This is a genomic window from Shimia sp. MMG029 (assembly GCF_027947445.1).
Taxonomy (GTDB): domain Bacteria; phylum Pseudomonadota; class Alphaproteobacteria; order Rhodobacterales; family Rhodobacteraceae; genus Shimia.
The window spans coordinates 216,800-238,956 of sequence record NZ_JAQJIM010000007.1 but is presented as its reverse complement, the minus strand read 5'-3'; the positions used below and the strand labels follow the sequence as shown (position 1 = coordinate 238,956).

28 protein-coding genes are annotated in these 22,157 nt (G+C 55.5%); 7 read left to right on the top strand and 21 right to left on the bottom strand.

Annotated elements, in window-relative coordinates; genetic code table 11:
- The first annotated feature begins 22 nt into the window (after positions 1-22).
- The 5 genes from PJL69_RS16535 to PJL69_RS16515 all read left to right on the top strand — a co-directional run bounded on the left by PJL69_RS16535 (position 23) and on the right by PJL69_RS16515 (position 4,848).
- Positions 23-337 (top strand): H-NS histone family protein, encoded by a 315-nt coding sequence (locus PJL69_RS16535; RefSeq protein ID WP_209101137.1) that lies wholly within the window; start codon positions 23-25, stop codon positions 335-337.
- 231 nt (positions 338-568) lie between these two features.
- Complete coding sequence (deoD, locus tag PJL69_RS16530) at positions 569-1,276, top strand: purine-nucleoside phosphorylase (RefSeq protein ID WP_271310645.1); 708 nt, start codon at positions 569-571, stop codon at positions 1,274-1,276.
- A 105-nt stretch (positions 1,277-1,381) separates the two neighbouring features.
- Entirely contained in the window at positions 1,382-2,047 is a 666-nt protein-coding gene (locus PJL69_RS16525) for an alpha/beta hydrolase (RefSeq protein WP_271310644.1), read from the top strand.
- A 319-nt stretch (positions 2,048-2,366) separates the two neighbouring features.
- The gene (locus tag PJL69_RS16520) at positions 2,367-4,022 is read left to right on the top strand and encodes a DUF1302 family protein (RefSeq protein ID WP_271310643.1); all 1,656 of its coding nucleotides are present in this window, start codon (positions 2,367-2,369) and stop codon (positions 4,020-4,022) included.
- A gap of 241 nt (positions 4,023-4,263) precedes the next feature.
- Positions 4,264-4,848, top strand: a complete 585-nt coding sequence (locus PJL69_RS16515) for an HNH endonuclease (protein ID WP_209101127.1) — start codon at positions 4,264-4,266, stop codon at positions 4,846-4,848.
- Between the two features lie 305 nt (positions 4,849-5,153).
- On the opposite strand, the gene PJL69_RS16510 is transcribed toward PJL69_RS16515, so the two are convergent.
- Genes PJL69_RS16510 through PJL69_RS16500 form a run of 3 tightly spaced genes read right to left on the bottom strand, consistent with a single transcriptional unit; the run spans position 5,154 to position 6,432 of the window.
- The gene (locus PJL69_RS16510; protein WP_271310642.1) at positions 5,154-5,771 is read right to left on the bottom strand and encodes a LysE family translocator; all 618 of its coding nucleotides are present in this window, start codon (positions 5,769-5,771) and stop codon (positions 5,154-5,156) included.
- Complete coding sequence (locus PJL69_RS16505) at positions 5,768-6,112, bottom strand: antibiotic biosynthesis monooxygenase family protein (RefSeq protein WP_271310641.1); 345 nt, start codon at positions 6,110-6,112, stop codon at positions 5,768-5,770. Before PJL69_RS16505 ends, PJL69_RS16510 begins: the two co-directional genes overlap by 4 nt.
- A complete protein-coding gene (locus tag PJL69_RS16500; RefSeq protein ID WP_271310640.1) occupies positions 6,109-6,432 on the bottom strand; it encodes an NIPSNAP family protein in 324 nt (107 codons plus the stop codon). The genes PJL69_RS16505 and PJL69_RS16500 overlap by 4 nt, the downstream gene beginning before the upstream one ends.
- Before the next feature lie 76 nt (positions 6,433-6,508).
- Here PJL69_RS16500 and PJL69_RS16495 point away from each other — a divergent pair, with 76 nt between their 5' ends.
- Positions 6,509-7,201, top strand: coding sequence for an ArsR/SmtB family transcription factor (locus PJL69_RS16495; RefSeq protein WP_271310639.1), 693 nt, complete (start codon positions 6,509-6,511; stop codon positions 7,199-7,201).
- A gap of 411 nt (positions 7,202-7,612) precedes the next feature.
- On the opposite strand, the gene PJL69_RS16490 is transcribed toward PJL69_RS16495, so the two are convergent.
- From PJL69_RS16490 to PJL69_RS16415, 16 genes are all read right to left on the bottom strand, one after another.
- On the bottom strand, positions 7,613-8,473 hold the full coding sequence (locus PJL69_RS16490; RefSeq protein WP_271310638.1) for an urea carboxylase-associated family protein: 861 nt from the start codon (positions 8,471-8,473) through the stop codon (positions 7,613-7,615).
- Between the two features lie 61 nt (positions 8,474-8,534).
- A complete protein-coding gene (locus PJL69_RS16485) occupies positions 8,535-8,969 on the bottom strand; it encodes a DUF4399 domain-containing protein (protein WP_271310637.1) in 435 nt (144 codons plus the stop codon).
- Between the two features lie 66 nt (positions 8,970-9,035).
- Complete coding sequence (locus PJL69_RS16480) at positions 9,036-10,676, bottom strand: FAD-binding dehydrogenase (RefSeq protein WP_271310636.1); 1,641 nt, start codon at positions 10,674-10,676, stop codon at positions 9,036-9,038.
- A gap of 148 nt (positions 10,677-10,824) precedes the next feature.
- Positions 10,825-10,983 carry a hypothetical protein gene (locus tag PJL69_RS16475; RefSeq protein WP_209101121.1) on the bottom strand — a complete coding sequence of 53 codons (159 nt, stop codon included), beginning with the start codon at positions 10,981-10,983 and terminating at the stop codon, positions 10,825-10,827.
- Between the two features lie 166 nt (positions 10,984-11,149).
- On the bottom strand, positions 11,150-11,929 hold the full coding sequence (locus tag PJL69_RS16470; RefSeq protein WP_209101106.1) for a succinate dehydrogenase iron-sulfur subunit: 780 nt from the start codon (positions 11,927-11,929) through the stop codon (positions 11,150-11,152).
- A 145-nt stretch (positions 11,930-12,074) separates the two neighbouring features.
- Entirely contained in the window at positions 12,075-12,632 is a 558-nt protein-coding gene (locus tag PJL69_RS16465) for a hypothetical protein (RefSeq protein ID WP_271310635.1), read from the bottom strand.
- Entirely contained in the window at positions 12,632-14,446 is a 1,815-nt protein-coding gene (gene sdhA / locus PJL69_RS16460; protein WP_271310634.1) for a succinate dehydrogenase flavoprotein subunit, read from the bottom strand. Before sdhA ends, PJL69_RS16465 begins: the two co-directional genes overlap by 1 nt.
- 84 nt (positions 14,447-14,530) lie before the next feature.
- Complete coding sequence (gene sdhD, locus PJL69_RS16455) at positions 14,531-14,902, bottom strand: succinate dehydrogenase, hydrophobic membrane anchor protein (RefSeq protein WP_209101099.1); 372 nt, start codon at positions 14,900-14,902, stop codon at positions 14,531-14,533.
- A 12-nt stretch (positions 14,903-14,914) separates the two neighbouring features.
- Positions 14,915-15,298: a succinate dehydrogenase, cytochrome b556 subunit gene (sdhC, locus tag PJL69_RS16450; RefSeq protein ID WP_209101097.1), complete on the bottom strand. Its 384-nt coding sequence runs from the start codon at positions 15,296-15,298 to the stop codon at positions 14,915-14,917.
- Between the two features lie 232 nt (positions 15,299-15,530).
- On the bottom strand, positions 15,531-16,226 hold the full coding sequence (locus PJL69_RS16445; protein ID WP_271310633.1) for a DUF1194 domain-containing protein: 696 nt from the start codon (positions 16,224-16,226) through the stop codon (positions 15,531-15,533).
- A gap of 52 nt (positions 16,227-16,278) precedes the next feature.
- Positions 16,279-17,049, bottom strand: a complete 771-nt coding sequence (locus PJL69_RS16440) for a DUF4344 domain-containing metallopeptidase (RefSeq protein ID WP_271310632.1) — start codon at positions 17,047-17,049, stop codon at positions 16,279-16,281.
- Between the two features lie 8 nt (positions 17,050-17,057).
- Positions 17,058-17,639 (bottom strand): histidine phosphatase family protein, encoded by a 582-nt coding sequence (locus tag PJL69_RS16435; RefSeq protein WP_271310631.1) that lies wholly within the window; start codon positions 17,637-17,639, stop codon positions 17,058-17,060.
- A 9-nt stretch (positions 17,640-17,648) separates the two neighbouring features.
- Complete coding sequence (locus tag PJL69_RS16430; protein ID WP_271310630.1) at positions 17,649-18,680, bottom strand: MaoC family dehydratase; 1,032 nt, start codon at positions 18,678-18,680, stop codon at positions 17,649-17,651.
- Positions 18,681-18,884, bottom strand: a complete 204-nt coding sequence (locus PJL69_RS16425) for a DUF1737 domain-containing protein (protein WP_271310629.1) — start codon at positions 18,882-18,884, stop codon at positions 18,681-18,683.
- A gap of 4 nt (positions 18,885-18,888) precedes the next feature.
- Entirely contained in the window at positions 18,889-19,440 is a 552-nt protein-coding gene (locus tag PJL69_RS16420; protein WP_271310628.1) for an NnrU family protein, read from the bottom strand.
- A gap of 38 nt (positions 19,441-19,478) precedes the next feature.
- Positions 19,479-20,333, bottom strand: coding sequence for an HpcH/HpaI aldolase/citrate lyase family protein (locus PJL69_RS16415; protein ID WP_271310627.1), 855 nt, complete (start codon positions 20,331-20,333; stop codon positions 19,479-19,481).
- Positions 20,334-20,655: 322 nt separating this feature from the next.
- On the opposite strand from PJL69_RS16415, the gene PJL69_RS16410 reads away from it, so the two are divergent.
- A complete protein-coding gene (locus tag PJL69_RS16410) occupies positions 20,656-20,973 on the top strand; it encodes a hypothetical protein (protein WP_271310626.1) in 318 nt (105 codons plus the stop codon).
- A 10-nt stretch (positions 20,974-20,983) separates the two neighbouring features.
- Here PJL69_RS16410 and PJL69_RS16405 read toward each other — a convergent pair whose 3' ends face one another.
- Complete coding sequence (locus PJL69_RS16405) at positions 20,984-21,703, bottom strand: sulfite exporter TauE/SafE family protein (RefSeq protein ID WP_271310660.1); 720 nt, start codon at positions 21,701-21,703, stop codon at positions 20,984-20,986.
- Between the two features lie 93 nt (positions 21,704-21,796).
- Positions 21,797-22,003: an SHOCT domain-containing protein gene (locus PJL69_RS16400; RefSeq protein ID WP_209101083.1), complete on the bottom strand. Its 207-nt coding sequence runs from the start codon at positions 22,001-22,003 to the stop codon at positions 21,797-21,799.
- Between the last annotated feature and the right edge of the window lie 154 nt (positions 22,004-22,157).

Genomic DNA, 22,157 nt, shown 5'->3' with positions numbered 1-22,157 from the left:
CCAAATAAATAGAGACTACTAAATGAACTTGGAAGAAATGTCCCGCGAGGCTCTTGTCGATTTGCGCGCGCAAATCGATATACAGCTGGAAAAGCGCGAAGCCAAACGCAAGACAGACGCGCTTAAAGCTGTTGAAGAGGCCGCCGAAAAATATGGCTTTTCCCTGGAAGAGCTGGCCAACGCAACGGGCAAGAAAAAGAATGGCTTCATGAAAGGCGTGCCAAAATACGCACACCCAGAAGACAAAACTCAAACCTGGACTGGAAAAGGCCGCAAACCGAAATGGTTTGATAATGCACTCGCCGCAGGCATTTCTCCCGAAGAAATGGAAGTCTAACAAGACGACACCCGAATATGGGGCCTGATCTTACTGGAACAGGCTCCCACCAGCCACAGAGCTGATGCTAGAATGCACGCCGGTTGATCTGAAAGGTCGCCCGGCTTTATTGTTTTTGAGCCATCACTATCACCGAAATCTGGCTTGATGTTTTGCACCTCTTTGCGCATTTAAGCTAGCCTAGCCTGGCGACATGCCACGCGTCTAATTGATGCTTGAAAGGATACTTCCATGACCGTTCATATCGGCGCTCAGCCCGGCGATATTGCTGAAACAGTATTGCTGCCCGGTGACCCTTATCGCGCAAAATGGGCGGCAGAGAGTTTTCTAACAGACGTGAAACTCGTCAATGAAGTGCGCGGAATGCTTGGCTTTACCGGCATGTGGAAAGGCAATCGCGTCACAATACATGGCTCAGGTATGGGCATGCCATCGCTTTCAATTTACGCAAACGAGTTGATGAAAGACTATGGCGCGCAAACTCTGATCCGCATTGGATCTTGCGGCGGCATGCAAGAAAGCGTCAACGTGCGCGACGTAATCATCGCCATGACGGCAACATCACTGTCAACGCCATCACGCGGAATCTTCAAAGAAATCAACTTTGCCCCATGTGCAGACTACGGCCTGCTGCGCGCCGCCGCAGACGCCGCAGCGGCAAACGGTACGCCAACCCACGTGGGCGGCATCTACAGTTCCGATGTATTTTATGACGAACGACCGGACCTAAACGAGCAAATGACACGCCATGGTATCTTGGGTGTAGAGATGGAAGCGGCAGAACTCTACAATCTTGCCGCGCGCCATGGCCGCCGTGCATTGGCGGTGCTCACGGTTTCCGATCATCTGCTCACAGGCGAAGCGCTTCCCTCAGAAGATCGCGAAAAAAGCTTCGGTGATATGGTCGAAATCGCGCTTGAGGCTGCTTTCAAATCGTAAGCGTCAGACTATACGGGGGCGGGCACCTGCCCCCGCTACTGTCTTGCGACCCGCGCGCTGTCATGCCACACACGTCTCTGAACTGAGATCACATAGGGCCGTGACATGACGCGCGTATTGCAAACCCTCCGCAAAGAACCCGCTTCGGGCGAAACCCGTTCCGCGGTCATCTTCCTGCATGGCTATGGCGCCAATGGCGCAGATCTCATGGGCCTCGCGGATCCGCTGGCAGAACATTTGCCAGACACGCTTTTCTTGTCACCTGACGCCCCTGAAGAAATTCCCGGCATGCCCATGGGGCGCCAATGGTTCCCTATTCCCTGGATTGATGGATCCTCGGAGGAAGAAAGCGAACGCGGCATGATGGCGGCGGTGGATGATCTGAACGCGTTTTTGGATGCGGTCATGGTCGACGAAGATCTGCTGCCAGAACAGGTTGTGCTATTGGGCTTTTCGCAAGGCACAATGATGAGCCTGCACGTCGCCCCACGGCGCGAAGATCCCGTCGCAGGTGTTGTGGCCTTCTCTGGTCGCCTGCTGCAGCCGGACCTGCTGAAAGATGAGACGGTCAGCAAGCCACCAATCCTGCTGATCCACGGTGATCAGGACGATGTGGTTCCCCCCCAGTCGCTGCCTGAAGCCGCCGAAGCACTACAAGAAGCCGGTTTTACAGATGTCTATGCCCATATCATGAAAGGCACGGCGCACGGCATTGCACCAGATGGTCTTGGCGTCGCATTGGCCTTCATGCGCGACAAGCTTGGGCTTTAATTTCAACAGCGCCCTTTCGGACCCTTTTTGATCTTTGCGGGCGGTTCTTGCCGCTCGCCAAATACCCTGTGAACGACACCCTAAATCAATCTGCGATGCGCCAGAGCCACGCCTTAAAAAAACTCTAACAAAAACCTCATTATCACGGCAAAATTCCTTGGGTCCAATCTCCGCTCAATATACTATCCATTCGTACTAAAGCTCTTTGCGTTTTCATGAAGCATATGGCGGGCAATTTCGCGTTCTCATTTTGTGAGAGATGCCCAAGCGCCTCTGAAACAGCGCAATTCGCTACATCTTTATTTTACTGGAGCCCACCGTGAGCCATCACAATTCTGAGGCGCGTGCTTTTTCTCCTCTGGTGCTGACCGTGAGTTTGGCCACTGCAACCGCAATCCCGAGCTTGGCGACAGCTCAAGCAACAAGCCTATCCGTTGTTGAGGGTCCACCCACACGGATTGTGGGCTTTGAAACCGCCAACATGAACCATGCGGGCACGGTGGAACTCAACATCGGTGCACGTCAAAACTCGCCAAGTACCCCAACCGGCACTGGCAACCAAGTCTACAACGGCGGCGGCTCTTATGCGTTCACAGACCGCTTCACCATGGGCATCGACGTCCAAAACTATGTTGATCCCATCGGTGGCCCCGTCGCTGGCTTCCCCACGATCCCACAGATCGAAACCACGCAAGTCGCGCTCTGGGGCAAATACCAGCTCTACAACAATGGGCGCGTCAGCATCGCAGCTCTTGGCTCAGTAGAAAACTTTGTGTCTCTGAAATCTGATTTCTGGGGCGGTTTTGACACCAATCAAGATGGTGTGTTCATCGGGGCCATAAAGGCGCCGATCACCTACACAGCATCGCCGAAACTCCAGTTTCACCTGACCCCAGGCGTGACACTGGCACCCGATGATGTGGCCGGAGATGAGTTTTATGGCACCATCGTCAGCCTCGGCGCAGGCGTCAGCTACCGCGCTTCCAACCGAGTGTTGATGTTTGGCACCGTGGAAACAGCCCTGTCTGGCGAAAACACAATCAACAGCGATGGAAATTTTGAAGCTGTCCCTGTCTGGACGGTGGGCGGACGTTACAATGTCACCCCGCGACTTGGTCTTGAGGGATATCTCACCAATGGCTGGGGCAACTCGCCTGCAACCAGTGTCATGACCTTCTGGCCCGACGGCGACGATGTGCTCGCGGGCGCGCGTCTGATCTACACGCCCGGTGCAAACCGCCCGCTCAGCTACCGAGATCTCTCCTTGCCGCCCACCACCCGTCAGGTCCACTTGCAACAAGACGGCTTCACCCTCGGTGCCGCCGATACGCTTGAGCCCGGCATGCTGCGCACAGATATCTGGGGCGGCAGCGACAACAACAAAGGCATTGCCTTGAGTTTCAGCCCCGATCGCGACGGCGAAATTCAGGTGATTTTCGAACAGTACTCCGACAACCCAACCGCAGACCCGGATCTCGTGCCCACCACCAGCGTGCGCTATATGATTGGCCCAAAACTGCGCTTTATGGATCAGAACAACGGCAATCTGTTCTCTTTGACCGGGCGCATGCTCTATGGGCGCCAAATCAACTCTGATCCCACCAAAGTTGGCGTCTTCTACACCGATCTGATCGCCACCTACAAAACCCAGTCTGGCCTGTCCCTCACCGTCAGCCCGAAAATCGGAGCCTTTGGCAACAATGAGCTGGTCGGCTTTGGCATGGGCGTGAACTATGGTTTTGGCAACGGTTTGGAACTGATCGCGGAGGTCACCCCTGTGGGGCGCGATGGGGACGAAACAACCTGGGCCGCCGGCGCACGCTACCATCTGGGCCAATCCGGCTTCAGCATAGACGCCCAAGCCACCAACGCCATCGGGCGTCAGGGCATCGGCAGCATGGTTGCTCAAGACGACACGCGCTTTGCCCTGACCCTGTCCAAAACCTTCGATCTCAACGGCTTGAAGTTCTACTGACACCGGCCAACAGGTCAATTCTGTTAACGCCGCGCTTGATATTTGAGCGCGGCGCTTTCATTTTATCCACAGGCCCGTCATGAAAGCGTCACGCACTGCTGACACTCTGCACCTGCCTCATCCCCTGCGACACTTTCGCATATCGTGAGGCTTGTCAGATCAAAGACACGAGATATAGTGGTTACAAGCGGGCAGCCCAGACAGCCTAACGTCGCAAGATGGGCGCATAGGGAGATCGAAGATGGACGGAGACTTTAGGACAGAATTCACACGAAGTCCCGGCGGGTTGAAACACCACCCTGCCCTCGTATTGAATGCCGACTACCGCCCCCTCTCCTACTACCCGCTCTCCCTATGGCCTTGGCAAGACGCCATAAAAGCCGCCTACATGGATCGCGTCGACATCGTTGCCGAATACGACCATGTGGTGCGCAGCCCCTCTACCGAAATACGTATCCCTTCGGTTGTTGTCCTCAAAGACTATGTACAATTGCAAAAGCGCGTGGCCTTCACGCGCTTTAATTTATTTCTGCGCGATGAATTTCAGTGCCAATACTGCGGTGCTCGCGGAGATCTGACCTTCGATCACGTCATCCCCCGCGCCGCCGGAGGCGTCACCAGCTGGGAAAACGTCGTCGCCGCCTGCTCGCCCTGTAATCTCAGAAAAGGCTCCAAAAGCCTGCGTCAAGCGCGCATGAGCCTGCGCAAACCACCGCGCCAGCCCGGCTCCGAGGAGCTCCGCAACGTCGGCCGCAAATTCCCTCCCAACTTCCTGCACGACAGCTGGATGGACTACCTCTACTGGGACGCCGAATTGCAGGCGTGATTGGGAGGAGTAGCCCGCAACCCCGCGCGCATGCAGCGGTGACGTTCTATTTGACTGTGAAACCACCAACCAACAAATTTGTAACGGTTGTAATAGATCACACAGACCGGCCACCGACTCTGGGTGGGCGTGAAGCCCTCTCCCGTGGGGAGGGCCCATAGAGATAAACCGAGGCTGGTCGGCTTCGCCGCCTGCGCGTTGGTGGAGCCCATGCGTTTTAGATTTTACGGACGGTGCCTTAACTTTCAATGACCGCTGTGAGCCCAAAGTGCGTGATGCTGCGTGGTGCCCGAAAGGCAGCTTTCCTAAAAGGACCGGTTAATCATGAAGACACCCAGCCCACCGAACAGAGTGCCGAAGACGGCCTCGCTCGCTCTTTGGAAACGGCGGTAGAGCCCTCGCGCGTGCCCGGTCGAGAACAGCCATCCATAAGTTCCGTAGATCACGAATATGATGATAGCAGAGCCGGTCGTGAAGAGGATCAGATAGGACCATTGGGTAACTGCCGGACCCACGAACGTCGAAAGCGATGCCCAGAGCAGTGCGACCTTTGGATTTGTCGAGGTGACAGTCAGACCATGGAGGAAATCTCCAATCGGTCCTTGCCCGGACTTCGGTTCGATCTGGCCACCTTTGCCAGTAAGCGCTGCGCGCCAGCCTTTAATGCCAAGCCAAAGAAGGTAGGCTCCACCGAAAAGCCCCAGGATTTTGAGGAGTTGGGGGTAGGTGCCGAAGAGGCTACCCAAGCCAACAGCCGTCAGGAAGGACCAGAGAAACGCGCCGCACGCCAATCCGCTGGCAACGATCAACGCAGAGTTTCTACCGGAACCAAGACCACGAGAGGCCACCGCGACAAGGTTCGGTCCTGGCGAGATCGCCGCCGTTGCCAGCGCAAGCCAAGCTGTTGCAATGAGCGATATCATGCGTGCTCCTTTCGACTGTCTATGGGGGCTTCGTCTCTGTCGAACATGCCGTAGTCGCGGATCACGCTGGCGATCCGCAAACGATAGTTATCGAAAATACCGCTTCGGCCTTTCTTCTGCGCACCGCGATGTGCGGACAGGGTGCGCCACCGCGCAACCGCTGCCTCGTCCTCGAAGAACGACAGCGACAAGATTCTACCTGGATCGGTCAGACTCTGAAACCGTTCGACAGAAATGAAGCCCTCGACGTCGTCCAGCATCGGACGCATCTCGGCTGCGATGTCGAGGTAATCCTGCTTTCGTTCGTCCGCCGGTTCGACTTCGAAGATCACGGCAATCATGTCGCATCACCGTGCGGTGCGGATGCGAGCTTCAGGAATGTCCTGTCCTCGCGCAGCAGGAACTTCTCCTTCTGGGCAAACTCATAGTTTTCCCGCCCGAGCGGGTCATCGGCCAATCTGGCACGAAAGGCCTCGTAGTCGGCCAGGCTCTTCACGTTGTAGATGCCGTATGCCAGCGTCGATGATCCTTCGTGCGGGGCGTAGTAGCCTATCAGATCGGCCCCGCAGCGTGGGATGGCCTGCCCCCAGTTGCGAGCGTATTCGCCGAACTGAGCCTTCTTGGTGGGGTCGATGTGGTAGCGGATGACGCATGTCAGCATGGGTGTCCCTTTCGCGGTTACTTCTCGCCAAAACTAGACGATTGCTAGCGCGGAATGCTTCGACTAAGGTCGAACTATGAAAGAAGGACCTGATATCGCCCATGTCGCCACGTTGATCGGCGATCCTGCGCGCGCGAACATGCTGACGGCGTTGATGAGCGGGAAGGCACTGACTGTAAGCGAACTGGCGGAAGAGGCCGGTGTTACGATCCAGACGGCCAGCTCACATCTTTCCAAGCTGGATGCAGGTGGTTTGCTGCGACCCCGCAAACAAGGGCGGCACAAGTATTTCTCTCTAGCCAATGACGAGGTAGCCCATGTTCTAGAAGGGCTGATGGGTCTGGCAGCGGGTGCAGGTCATTTGCGCAAACGTACAGGCCCAAAGGACGCGGAATTGCGCGAGGCACGGGTCTGCTACAATCATTTGGCCGGTGACATGGGCACGCAGATGTTCGACAGCCTGATGGCGCAGGGGCATCTTGTGTTGGAGGGAGAAGATTTAATTTTAACAGCTTCTGGAGCTATCTTCGCAACCGGCTTCGAGATTGACCTTGGTGAGCTTCGGAAGGCGCGCGCACCGCTTTGCCGAGAATGTCTGGACTGGAGCGAGCGCCGCTCGCATCTTGCCGGAAGTCTCGGTCGCGCATTCCTGACCCGGTTTGAAGAACTTGGATGGGCCAAGCGGGATCAGAAAACCCGCGTGGTGTCCTTCTCAAGTTCTGGAGCTACAGCGTTCCACCAGTTATTCCCGAAAAATGTTGCGCGCTGACAGCAGACATTCTTGCAGCCGCAGCGAAAGCACACTCCGTCCCGCACAGACGCCAAAGAAAACTGAACTTTGCAAAGCTCGCTTTCTGCGCATTGCTGTCGTTGGTGCGGAGCGCTGCATCGGTCAAATCGACCTCACTGCCAACCTTCGCGACAAGATGTCCGGATAACCGATCCAAAGTGCCCGTCCCATTGCACCTCTAGCCGAAAGCCCCCGCTCACTCGGCACCACACCCCTTCACTTGCGATACCACAACGTCTCTCCTCCCCCGCCGCAACACCGCGCGCTGGGAAAACGATCCATTAAAATCACAACACCAGCGCGCAGCGTTTACTTTTTGAGGGAGGCGCAAATTTGCACCTCCGCAATACCGACGCGATACAGACGCAATACCGATGTAAAATTTTATGGTTAACGCGACAGCCCGTGGCTGCGATCATACCCATTGATCGCGGGGCTTTCCCACCCTTCCAGCGCGCCCTCTTTCGGCGCAAAAACCTCCACCAGAAGCGGGTAACACGCGGCGGCATCGCTGCTGTGTTCAGCCGAGCAATCGCCCCCCGGACAGGCGCTCAATGCGCCCAGCAGATCAATCTCCGCGAAAGCTTCCAGATAGTCGCCGGGGCGCACCGGGCTGGCTTTCATAAAGTACTGCCCGGTGTCTCGCGTGAAGCCTGTGCACATGAAAACGTTAAGAACGTCATGCACATGCGGCTCCGCGTCTTCCAGGCTCATCCCTCTGTGTGCGGCCAAGGCTCGGGTCAGATTGGAATGGCAGCAATAGTGATATTGATCACCGCTCAACAGATTGCCGGTATAGGGGTCACAGCGCGTGCCAATCACATCATGCACAGAGCCACCATAGGCATCGATCCCGTACCAACCCAACGTATCCGTCACGATTGTCGCCATCGGACGCAGATTGGGCAGGCTCGACCACATCCGTTCTCCGGTCGTGATGTGCGTGCCGTGTAAAGCTCTTGTTTTTCCGGAGAAAAACCGCTCATTCAGATCATGCGCATTCCACAGATTGAGATCCCCCACCTGCGGGCCTTCCACGGATGTGATGCGGAAAAAATGCCCGGCGGGCACCTCAAAACAGCGCGCATCCCGCGCGGGGATCAGTACTTCGTCCACCTTGGTCGCGTCTTTTCTTGCCGCTTGGTAAAGCGCCAGTGGTGGGGTCGGCAAAGTCGTGTTTGGATAACAAATCACCGGCTGGATGGCACGGCGGTCTTCGGCGTCAGCGGGGGGCAGGATGGTCTCAGTCATGGCGCGATCCTGCCCCCAAGTGTTAACGGGTTGCAATGGCTATCCGCAACGCAGCCATCACTTAGTCGACAGTGATCGTAATCACGTCAGAGACAACCGGTGGGGTGTGTGGCACATGGAATTCATCTCCCAGCACCAGCTGCAATGTATGGGTGCCCGCTGGCAGCTCCAGTGTCACTTCCGTCTGACCGCCGCCGAAATGACGATGGTTGTCATCCGTTGGCACTCCGTTTTCAAGCAGATCAGCATCCTCAGCCCCCTCTCCAAGCGGTGGCCGGTTTATGAAAATGTGGTGATGTCCCGTATTCTCAACCTCCGTCCCAGCCGGCGCAACTCCCATCCCAGAAAGTCCAAACTGCACCAAAACCGGGGACTGCACAGTGTCCCCATCAGACAGGTTGACAAAGTACACCTCCGCCCCCTCAGGCGAGGGCGCACCACCTGCAACCCCTTGAGAAGCAATAGCAATCAGAGCTGCCACAAACAGATGTTTCATAGTAATCCTCCCAATACTCTTTAAAATATGGGGAGGGTAGCACGGCTTAGACCACAAATCTAAATCTTAAACAGCGCGCCCCACGGCCCGCCCGGAGAAGATGCAGCCACCAAGGAAAGTCCCCTCCAACGCATTGTAGCCGTGATAGCCACCACCACCAAAGCCTGCGACTTCTCCAGCCGCAAATAGCCCCTCAAACGCACTGCCATCTGGCTTGAGAACCTGTCCAGCGATATCAGTATGCAACCCACCCAGCGATTTCCGCGTCAGAATGTTAAGGCGCACGGCAATCAACGGGCCGTTGGCTGGATCCAGAATGCGATGTGGCTTGGCAGTACGGATCAGGCGATCCCCAAGAAATGCACGCGCCCCTCTGATCGCGGTCACTTGCGCATCCTTGCTAAATGGGTTGTCGATCTGTCCATCGCGCGCGGCGATCTGAAAGCGGATTTTGTCAAGCGAGACAGGCACTTCTGGCGTGACTGCATTCATGCCAGCCACAAGAGTGTCCAGCTCATCCGCAACAACAAAATCTTCCCCATGACGCTTGAACGCCTCCACCGGTGCCGGTGCGCCTTTGGACAGCAAACGCCCCTTAAGCACCTCTATGAACTTGCCTGAAGACAAGTCAGGGTTCTGCTCAGATCCGGATAGGGCGAATTCTTTCTCGATGATCTTTTGCGTCAAAATGAACCAGCTGTGAGCGTGCCCTGTCGACAGGATCCGCTTTAAGGTGCCTAAACTGTCAAATCCCGGCAGATAGGGCGCCTCCATCCGATCTCCCAAAGCGTCAAACCACATGGAGCTTGGCCCAGGGAGGACACGAATACCATGGTTTGGCCAGATCGGATCCCAGTTGGCCAACCCTTCGGTATAGTGCCACATGCGATCGCCATTGATGACCGCCGCCCCTACTGCCTCAGCTTGTCGCTGCATCTGCCCATCAACGTAGTCTGGAACCCCGGCCACCATGCGTTTGGGTGCGGTACCCAGCCGATCTTCCGGCCAATACCGCCTCACCATCTCATGGTCGCCGCCAATGCCTCCTGTGGTCAAAACCACGGACTCTGCCCTCAGTTCAAAATCGCCAACAATATCGCGCGATGTAGAGCGCCCCCTCTCCGCAGCATCGTCCGCTAAGATTGCCCCACGCACTCCTTTGACAACGCCGTTTTCGACAATCAACTCAGTGACTTTTCGGCGAAACTGCAAGTCGATTTTACCGTCGCCTGACAGTTGTCGGACGTCCCGCTCAAACGGTGCGACCACTCCGGGGCCTGTTCCCCAAGTGATGTGAAAACGTGGGACAGAATTTCCGTGACCATGCGCCAACGCGCCGCCACGCTCGGCCCACCCCACCACCGGGAACCACCGCATACCGATCTCTCTCAGCCAGCTGCGCATCTCACCGCTGGCAAATTCTAGATAGGCTTCGGCCACACGGCGCGGGTTTTCATCCTCGGGCCTTTCGAACTGCGCAGACCCCATCCAATCCGCATAAGCAAGTTCTGCGCTGTCTTTCACCCCCATACGCCGCTGTTCAGGCGTATCAACCATAAACAAACCGCCAAGGCTCCAAAAAGCTTGGCCGCCAAGGCTCTGCCTACCTTCCTGATCCAACACGACAACTTGACGCCCCCGAAGCGCAGCTTCCCGTGCAGCCACCAACCCAGCCAGGCCGCCGCCTACGATGATCACATCGACCATGTTGCCTCCTCCCGTTTTCTAGAGGCTAGCGGGCAGTCGTCTGTGGACCAAGACCAACCTTACGTAAAGAAAAGCGCGTCACTCTCAAACCGAGAAACGCAAAAAGCGCCCCAGAAAGGAGCGCTTCATATCAGCAATACCAGAAAGTTCAGGCTGCTTTTACATACTCAAAATATGTTTCTTGATCGCTGTCCTGCGACAAAACCGAAACGCGTGGCGGCTCTGAGTAGTAGGCGTAGGCTTGCTCAAGTACTTCCAAGGCACGCGCGGCAAAGTCTTCTGGTGTGTTTGTCTCTAGGGCGGACATCGGCAGTCTCCGTATTCACAACTGATCTCCTTCCCTGCTTGAGTATATAGCCAACGCAGCACAGCCAAAGAATTGCTCAGTTGGCAAAGGCGCCATGCAATTTATGCACAGAAAGAAACGAAAAAGGGCCCGTAAGGGCCCTTGTCGAAAAGCGTTTCATCCACAATCAGACGTGGCGTTCGACCAGCATCTTCTTGATCTCTGCAATCGCCTTGGCGGGGTTCAAACCCTTCGGGCAGGTCTTTGCACAGTTCATGATGGTGTGGCAGCGGTAGAGCTTGAACGGATCTTCCAACTCGTCCAGACGCTCGCCTGTCGCCTCATCACGGCTGTCGATGATCCAACGGTAAGCGTGCAACAGTGCCGCTGGCCCCAAGTATTTATCGCCGTTCCACCAGTAGCTTGGGCAAGACGTAGAGCAGGATGCACACATCACACATTCATAAAGCCCGTCAAGCTTCTTACGGTCCTCAATGGACTGACGCCACTCTTTCGCGGGGCGATTGGTCTTGGTTTCCAGCCACGGCATGATGGATGCATGCTGCGCATAGAAATGGGTCAGATCTGGGATCAGGTCTTTCACCACTGGCATGTGCGGCAGAGGATAAATCTTCACATCACCCTTGATCTCATCGAGACCGTAGATACAGGCGAGCGTGTTGATCCCGTCGATGTTCATCGCACAGGACCCACAGATGCCTTCGCGACACGAGCGGCGGAAGGTCAGCGTAGGGTCGACCTCATTCTTGATCTTGATCAGCGCATCCAGAACCATTGGACCGCACTTGTCCATGTCCAGAAAATAGGTATCCACCTGTGGGTTTTTGCCGTCGTCCGGGTTCCAGCGATAGATCTGGAACTTGCGCACATTGGTCGCGCCAGCCGGCTTGGGCCAGGTTTTGCCGGTCATAATCCGGGAGTTCTTGGGGAGGGCAAATTCGACCATCGTCTTTCCTTCCTACACGTGGGCGCGCAACCTGCGCTTACCTTCGTTCTCATTCTCATGCTCACTAAAACCGCTCCGCGGTTGGGTCAGCGTTTTTTTCGTTTCAAGTCGCGCTTAACCCTAAGGTTCAGCACAAAGTAGTTTTCTAGCGACGGCAGTACTGAGAGCCGCCATGCAATACATCAGACTTACGCGAACACCCGGACGCGAATTCCAAACCTTGAGATTGAGAAACACCTTTGTCTCTCAAGCACTGATTCATAAGGTTCGGCCCGGTGATCGGCGCGCCAATTAACGCCAAAGCAGCGCCCTCAGCCGCCGGGTATCCAACCCAATGCCAAATCACTGCCCCTGCTACCACTCCTATGATGACGCCGCCGACGACCAAATTGAGGCATTGCTGCCTAGCACGTTCCACGCTTGCGTCATCTGTCACAGAGGAGAACGCACCAATAGAGTACTGGACGCTGTAGGTGTCCTGCAGGCAGTCATTGACATTTCGCGCCCCCAAGTCCGTTCCCTCCGCATCCGCGACTACGATTGGCACATTTTCATACGCAGTCACCTTATAGGTACCAGGCGCGCGCGTATCAGCGATACAACGTTGGATTTGCTGTACAATCAATGGAGTAGCGACATCTTTTGCGGCAACTTGTGTCGCAAGCATCAGCCCAATCAATAATCCAGCAAATCCAAATTTCATCAGAAGGTTCTCGCTTTAGGTGCAATCTTTTTAAGTTCGATCCCACCCTCTTCTTCTTTGGTCAGCGGGTCAACAATCACTGGGCGATAAGATAGATCAACTTTCGTGCCATCTTCGTTCACACGGCTCACCGTATGCACACGCCAGTTTTCATCATCACGTGTCGGGAAGTCCTCATGCGCGTGCGCGCCTCGGCTTTCTTGACGCGCCTCAGCGGACACGATGGTGGAGATTGCAGACGGCATCAGGTTGGTGAGCTCAAGCGTCTCCATCAGGTCGGAGTTCCAGACAAGAGATGTGTCTGTCACGTGCAGGTCAGTCATTTTACCTGCAATCTCGGTCATGGCCTCGACACCCTCTTTCATGGTCTTGGCTGTCCGGAAAACGGCCGCGTCACGCTGCATGGTTTTTTGCATATCCAGACGCAGCTCTGCCGTCGGAATGGCACCTTTGGCGTGGCGCAAACCATCAAAGCGCGCGAAGCACTTGTCGATCTCGACCTGAGGTGGGGTTGGCACGGGCGCGTCACGATCCACAACTTTGCCTGCACGGATCGCTGCCGCGCGGCCAAACACAACAAGGTCGATCAAAGAGTTGGATCCCAGACGGTTTGCACCATGAACAGAGGCACAGCCCGCTTCACCAACCGCCATCAGGCCCGGCACAACAGCTGTGGGATCTTCTTCAGTTGGGTTCAGCACTTCGCCCCAGTAGTTCGTGGGAATGCCGCCCATGTTGTAGTGCACAGTCGGCAATACTGGGATTGGCTCTTTGGTTACGTCAACACCCGCAAAGATCTTCGCGCTCTCAGAAATCCCTGGCAGGCGTTCTGCAAGCGCTTCCGCCGGCAGGTGGCTCAGGTTCAGGTGAATGTGGTCACCTTCTGCACCGACGCCACGGCCTTCACGGATTTCCATCGTCATGGAGCGCGAGACGTAGTCGCGTGGTGCAAGGTCTTTGTACTGTGGCGCATAGCGCTCCATGAAGCGCTCGCCTTCGGAGTTGGTCAGATAGCCGCCTTCGCCGCGTGCGCCCTCGGTGATCAGACAGCCGGAGCCGTAGATCCCGGTTGGGTGGAACTGTACGAACTCCAAGTCCTGCATCGGCAGGCCAGCGCGCATCACCATGCCGCCACCATCGCCCGTACAGGTGTGTGCAGAAGTTGCAGAGAAATACGCACGGCCATAACCGCCAGTTGCCAGCACAACCATTTTGGCGTGGAACACGTGGAAAGTACCGTCGTCAAGCTTCCAGCAAACCACACCCTGACATTGGCCGTCTTCGGACATCAGCAGGTCAATTGCGAAATATTCAATGTAGAATTCCGCGTTGTTCTTGACCGATTGACCATACAGCGTGTGCAGGATCGCGTGGCCAGTCCGGTCTGCGGCCGCACAGGTCCGCTGCACGGCAGGCCCTTCGCCAAACTCTGTGGTGTGGCCCCCAAACGGACGCTGATAAATCTTGCCTTCCTCGGTGCGCGAGAACGGCACACCATAGTGATCCAGCTCATAAACAGCCTTGGGCGCTTCGCGTGCGAGATACTCCATCGCATCGGTATCGCCAAGCCAATCAGACCCCTTCACGGTGTCATACATATGCCACTGCCAGTTGTCGGGGCCCATGTTGGAAAGCGAGGCGGCGATCCCGCCCTGTGCCGCAACTGTGTGCGAGCGGGTCGGGAAAACTTTGGTCACACAGGCAGTGCGCAAGCCCTGCTCGGCCATACCTAGAGTGGCGCGCAAACCAGCGCCACCGGCGCCTACCACGACCACGTCATATTCATGTGTTTCGTATTCGTATGCTGCTGTCATCGGTTTAATCCTTGCCGCCGCTATACAGGGCGTTCAGTTCACAGTGTTACACGTGCGCCACAACCTCGGTCGGGCGCTCCGGCGTCAGAGGGCGAGTTTAATCAGCGCAAACAATCCTACGATGATAATCGTGTAACAGATTGCACCTGCGGCAATATAAGTCAGCTTTTCCGCAACGCCGTGCATATAGTCTTCGATTGCGTCCTGAGCTTCGCTTTTGATGTGGTTCACACCAACGATCAGCGTGAGCGCCGTGATGATCGCAGGGAACGGCTTACCAAAATAGGCCAGAACCTCTTCGTAAGTGCCGCCAATGCCCATACCAAAGGTAATCACAAACAGCGGGACCAAGACCACCAGGAGCGACGAGTTGATCATCATGTGCCAGTGATGCTCGGTGCCTTTACCAGATGCCCCGGTGCCTTGCGCGCGTTTGCGGTCGGTTAGAAAGTTCATCTCGTCTACTCCTTACACAATCAGCGCGGTCGCGATGGAAAGCACGGTTGCCCCTACAAACATGCCTTTGCCGAGCTTAACCGCAGTTTCGATATCCAAGCAGTAGCCGAAATCCCAGATCACATGACGAAGACGCCCCAGCATGTGATAGAACACCGCCCACGCAGACAGGAAAAGGAACACGTCGCCAAGGAAGCTGCGCAGTAATCCATCAATGAACGCAAACGCGCTTTCTGATGTTGCCGCAGCGAGGAGCCACCAAACAACGACCGCAGCAATGGGAATCAACGCAATGCCGGTGATCCGCACAAAGATAGACGACACAGAGGTCATCTGAGGTCGGTAGATCTGCAAGTGGGGGGAGAGCGGGCGCTCAATCCTTTTCACATCAGCCATAATGAATCCTTTCAAGGTCTCTGCGGATCTTCTAGCGCATTTTTGCACGCTGTCACCTTGGCGAAGACTTAATTCTCGCTGTTTTTTTCGCCAATCATATCGATTTTTTCACTTTTGTGATCACACGTTTTTATTCGTGATCACAATTCGTATTTATAGTATTTTTGTCAGGATAATGAGGAAAGGAATCCCGCTCCGCCTGCGCATCCGAACGGCCAACCGATGTTGGCGCTCACATTTTTCCGGTCGTTTCTACGAAAGAAACAGACGTTTTTGAAACCTGCATTGCGACTTCGCGGATCAACTTTTGCCTGATCCGTCTTGGATAGTCCTCAAAACCTTGCGCGGTGACGACAAACGCACCGGGCCCCGTGATCACATTTTCCCAGAAGTAGGCTGTCAGGTCAGATGCATCGGTTTCGATCACGACCGCATTGATCGTTACCCCAAGTTCCGCCAACCGCTTCCGGCCGTATTCAACCAGCGGGCCTTCGTTTGACGGTCCGTCCCCGGACACATCTACAACCTTCCGCTCACAGGAAGGCGCGGCTTCCATCAACGCAGCGGATGCCAAAAGCGCATCGCCAATCGCTGTCGAATATCGGCTCCACTGACGGCGCATGTGCCCCACTCTAACCGCCAGATCTTCCGCATCTTGCGCCGACGTGATCCTGCTCCAAGGTACACTCACATGCTGGCGCCCTTCCCCTGTCCACTGCATCAAGGCAACCGCAGCCTCTTGCGCGACCAGCGCCTCGACCACAATCCCGTCACGCAGCGCTGCAGCCAGCCCATCCATCTGAACGCGATACTCGTCTGCATCAATGCTGCCAGAGACATCCACTGTCAGCAAAAGCGCCAGCTCGCAGCCCTTTGCCGACGCCGGAAAACACAAAAGCCCTGCCGCTATGACATTGAGAAACCGCATGGCAAAAGCCTAACCCGATGCCAGAACACGCGCCATCAACTCCGCGTGTGTTTCAGAGATCAGGCGCCATTTCGACGAGGGCATCAGCAAATTCAGTGCACATCGTGATCTCGACATACTCAGGATCATAAAACGCGTTTGCTTCACCACATGGCTGGATCGAAATCGTAAGTGTCTCCGGCAACCGGAAGTCACCATTGAGGGCTTCAACCTCCGCCCGAAGAACCCTTTCAGTCAGAATCCCTCCATCTGTCTCGGCATCGACACCACCAATGATCAGTGTGTTTCCACCGCCCTCATGGGAGATCTCATCCAATGCGCCGCCCCAACTGTCCGCTGCCTGAGAATACTCCTCAGGACAATAGTCAGCGCGGTCCTCGGGTAGCCCCAAGTCTTCCGCCAAATCGGCGCGTTCGTCCGGGTTCGCACCGTAAAATAGGCAGACCGTGTTATAGTATCTTTGCAGATCAGGGCCATGCACATCCCAGAAGGCAATCTCTTCATTGGCCTCGGCTTCGCCCAAAAAGCCAAAAGCCGCATCATACGCCAGCTGTACAGCAGCTTCTTCTTCATAAAACGCATCAATCAGGAAAATCGAAAGAACATCCGCAGCATCTTCTTCTTGACCAAAGATCGGCAGCTCCAGAACGTCGATCAACGCATGCCCCAGCTCGTGATAAAAGATGCCGAGCAGATTGCTCTCCACAAAGGCAAGCGTCTCCTCAGAGGTGTGGCTCAAATCCACTTCGGCCTCAGAAACGCTCGCAGCAATACATAAAGCAAAGGGTAGGAGTAAGTGTTTCATTGTCGTAGAAAAAGACAACACACCACCTAATTCAAGACCAAAGTTTCCATGGGTTGCCAATGGTTTTCCGGCGTAAGCGTTCGGGTATCAAATTCAAACCAGTGCCCGCCACCTTTCTGATCCCACTGGCGGTCGATCGGCACGCCAGCCAACGCACAATACAGCAGCGTTCCGACACCTCCATGTCCGCAGATCACAAGGTTGTCGTTTGAGCAATCCGAGATAAGGTCTTGCACTGCCCCAACAATTCGGGCCTGTGCATCCACCGCGCGCTCCCAGCCGTTGTAAGATACGTCAGAGGCACCGAAGAAAGCGTTTGCCGCCGCCTGAAAGGCGCTATCTTTCAAAAACCCTGTGCTGGAGCGATCATTTTCGCCGAGGTCGTGACGGATGGAAACCGGCGCCTGTCCTAAACAGGCGGCCAACGGCCAAGCCATCTCCAGCGCTTTGCGCTCCGTGCTCGAGGCAACCTGCCAACCTCCACCAGAAAAGCGCGCAACCAAGGCAGCCACGCGCGTCTGGCCAATGTCATTCAATCCCCAGTCAGGCACAGCGACATTTGGATCAACATTCACTTCCGGATGTGTCAGATAAATCGCGCGGGGCATCACAACTCCCTAAGTTGGCATAAGCGCCCAATAGTCGAGATCCAAAAGCACATCCGGCAGATACTTCCCATCTTCGCCTTTCAGAGCAAAGGGGGTGCCGCCTTTGGTTGCCACAAGGCGCAAACGGATTGCACCGACACCGGGGGCAGATGTCTCCGCTTTATCAAGCACTTCCGACCAGGCTTTCACTGTCAGACCCGAGAACGCAGGATTGGCATGCGCGCCCCCATTCAGGCCCACAATCATCTGTGCATTGGCGAGCCCATTGAAGCTCAGCGCCCGCGCCAAGGAGATGATATGCCCACCATAGATCAGACGCTGCCCATCTGGCCGAAACGTCGCATCAAAATGCACCTTGGCGGTGTTCTGCCAAAGACGCGTCGCCATCATATGCTCAGCCTCTTCCAGCGTCACGCCATCGACATGGTCAATGGTTTCGCCAACCGCATAGTCGCCCCAGCGGTGGCTTTCGCCAGCTTGCGCAAAATCATAGCGGCTAAAGTCCAGCCCCTCCGGGATCACCAAATCCGCTGGGTCAATAACCTTCGACAACTCGGGAACCACGGTCTCAGGTGCCGGCGCATCTGCATCACGCTTGCGCACCATCACCCAGCGCACATATTCCATGACAACCTCATCGCGCTGGTTCATGCCGCGCGTGCGCACGTAAACCACCCCGGTTTTTCCGTTTGAGTTCTGCTTCAGGCCAATCACTTCGGATGTAGAGCGCAGCGTATCGCCTGCATAGACCTGCTTCAGCCAGCGTCCCTCGGCATAGCCAAGGTTTGCCACAGCATTCAGCGACACATCCGGAACCGTTTTTCCAAAGACCACGTGAAACGCCGCCAGATCGTCCAGCGGAGATTGCGGCAGGCCAGAAGCGAGCGCAAATTCGTCACTGGAGTAAAGCGCATGACGCGCAGGATAAAGCGCGTGATAGAGTGCGCGCTCGCCTGATCCCACAGTGCGCGGCACAGCGTGTTCAATCACCTGCCCCAGCGTGTAGTCTTCAAAAAACCGGCCCGGATTGGTCTTGGCCATTTAGTGTTCTCCCAGTTTTGTCTCCGGGGTGTAGGTGCCTTCAACCTCTTTCACGACGGCCTGACCACACCGCATAACACCTGTGGCCTGACAGAAAGTCTGTGTCGGAGAGCCGTAGAGCTCCCACCCCTTGTTAAGCGCATCCGTCACTTTGTGACAAAACGCGGATGTGTCTTCTTCAGATAGAAAACGATAAAGTTTCATGCTCTTAGCCTCCAAATGGGGATGGTCCGATCAGGCCGTGAATGGCACCGATCACACCCATGAGGATTACAGAAGCAACAAAGAACATGCCATCCTTTGCAATGGTTCCACGTTCGGTTGGTTGCCAGGGGCCTTCAACGCGGTTGAGCACAACAATCTCCGCAAGCGCCCAGGCCAGCAAACCGCCGAACAAAACAATCGATGGCGCGTCGCCATTGACCAAGATATGCGCCACAGCCCAGAGCGAAAACCCGATCAACATCGGATGGCGCATATTGTTGAACAGCTTGCCCTTACGCGGCGCAGGGCTCATCAGGAAAATCGCAATCAGCACCAACAAATTGTTGATATGAAAAACAAAGCTTGGCGCTATCCAAAGCACATCCTCAATCTCTGCCGCGCGGTAGCCGAGCACCATGAACACGATGGATATAGCCAGCGTCAGGGCAACCAAGCCCTTCCCTTTGTCACCCATCGGCTCCCGTACAGCCGGCATCGCCCGCTTGAAAAAATGGGCTGCTGCCCAAAGCAAAACCCCAAGAACCAATAATGTCATCTCGCTCTCCGCTGGATTGTTGGTTGTCAGGACAAAGGTTACCCTTCCAGCTCAGCGATTGCATCCGCCTTCGCGAGGATTTCTCGCGCCGTCACCACGTGCAAGTTTTCCACGATTTTGCCATCTACAACGGCCACGCCCTGCCCGCTGGCTTCTGTGTCCTCAAATGCTGCGATCTGCCGCTTTGCCAGATCGATCTCAGCCTCCGAAGGTGCGAAAGCCGCATTGGCAACGTCGATCTGTGCAGGGTGGATTAGGGTTTTTCCGTCAAACCCCATATCACGTCCCTGATCACACTCGGCCTTTAGCCCTTCGGCGTCTTTGAAGGCGTTGTAAACCCCGTCAACAATCACGATACCCTCTGCCTTCGCCGCCAGAAGGCACAGGCCAAGCCCCGCCATCATCGGCAGACGGTCAGGGCGGAAACGGGTCTGCAACTCTTTCGCCAAGTCATTGGTCCCCATCACAAAACCGCTCAGCTGCGGATGCGCAGCAAGAGCGGCGGCATTCAGCATGCCGCGTGGCGTTTCCATCATTGCCCAAATCGGCTTGTCCCCAATCAAGGAGGCCAGTGCATCCAATTGCGCAGGGCTTTCGACCTTTGGCAACAGCACCGCATCACAATCCATTGTCGCCGCTGCTTTCGCGTCTGCAGCACCCCACTGCGTGTCGAGCCCATTGATCCTTACAATGCGCATCCGGTTGCCATACCCGCCTTGATCAAGCGCAGCAGAAAGCGTGGCACGGGCGTTTTCTTTCTCGTTAGGGGCAACCGCATCTTCAAGATCAAAGATGATCGCATCGACTGGCAAGCCACGCGCCTTGTCCAAAGCCCGATCTTTAGATCCAGGTATATACAAAACCGAACGATAAGGGCGCGCGCGCTGATCCATAGCCAGACTCCAAATTGGAACAGTAATTTTGTTGCGCAATCAGGTGCATTTTTCTCAGAAAACTTCAAGAGCAATCTTGCCGCAGCGCAGAAAAACGCTCCGTCACCTGGCGCCGCCCCATCCGTTAAGACTTTTCACCCTAGGCGTTAACTTATTGCTTACCAGTTTAGATGCACATTGTTTCCATCGCTTCCTGGGGAGGAGCGAATGCAGACAGAACGGGCTGCAACACAAACAATAAGAGGCGAAGCAACTAGACACATATGGCGCGCACAACGGGAAAAGCCCACTGCGTGACAAGATTTTCCTGAAAGGAAACCACATGAAATCCATGCTTCTGACCCTAACTTCTGGTCTTTCTTTATTGGCGCTCTCTGCAACGCTGACCGAGGCGCAAACCTCTCGCAATTGCGCAGAACGCGACAAGGTGGTCGAACGTCTGGCCGACAAATACGGCGAGTCCCGCCAAGCGCTTGGTCTCGGAGCCCAAGGCGCCATGGTGGAAATCTTTGCCTCTGAGGACTCTGGCAGCTGGACCATAACGGTGACCATGCCAAATGGCGCAACCTGTTTGATGGCGACTGGCCAAGCCTTTGAAAAGCTAGCGGAAGTTCTCCCAACGAAAGGTGACGACGCCTAAATCAGACGTCTCACACAAGCGCATCATAAATCAGCTTCACGCCGGTCACTGACAGCAAAATATATGTCACAAAAAAGAAGACCCGCTCTGAAACGGCGTGATGCGCTTTCACACCTATGTAGGCACCAAGGCACGCAAATGGTGCAAGCAAAATGCCCGCTTTGACTGTTTCCAATGTGAACACACCGAGAAACGCATAGGGTACAAACTTAGCGATATTGATCGCCCAAAACACCAGCACAGTGGTTGCCTGATAGCTGGTTTTATTCAAACCACGCGATAACAGGTAGACGGCGGCCGGTGGTCCACCTGCATGGCTCACAAAACTTGTAAAACCGGCTACGCCCCCTGCAATCACGCCAGCCCCAACCGGCAATTGCGCAGCGATGGCTTTGCGCGGCCAAAGCTGCCAAGCAACGAATGCAAGTGAAACGGCACCGATCAGCAGGCGAAGCACGTCATCGTTTGCAACGCGGAACAGCGCAACGCCTGCGACCACTCCGGGCAGTGCCCCCAAAATCAGCACCTTTGCATCCAGCCAACTCCACCGCCCCCAGTAAGGCCGCAGTGTCATCAAATCGACCAACATCAAGAGCGGTAACATCAGGCCCAAGGCTTGCGCGGGCGGCAGAATCAACGCGAGCAACACCGCGCTTGCAAAAGCAGCACCCGATCCAAATCCGGCTTTGGAGATACCCGCAAACATCACGGCTATCGGAGCAACGACCATAAATAAGAGAGAATCAATCAAGGGAATCGCTCACTCTGTCAGCGCCAAAAAATCAAAACGTGACGCTGACAGCATACTTTTGCATACAAAAGATCACTTTCCGTCGAGAATTTTCTCGCGCTGCTGTTTGTATTCTTTGTCTGATACCAGCCCCTCAGCATAGGCCTTCTCCAAAGAAGCCAGTTGATCGCCAATTGTCACCGCATTCACAGTGGTCGTGCTGTTGCCACCGCCACCGCACGCAGCGACCGTCATACCAACCAAAGCCAGCGAGATCAGGGTTTTTGCAATCGAAGTCATGGCGTTCGTTCCTCATTAAATAGAGTTGTCTTGTCGCGCATCTACCCACAGCGATACCCGCAAAGCAAGCGCCCCAAAGAGATAGTTTTTAGACTTGAATCTACCTGTGATGATGACGCCCCGCACGGCAAATCCGCGCGCAACCAACAACACA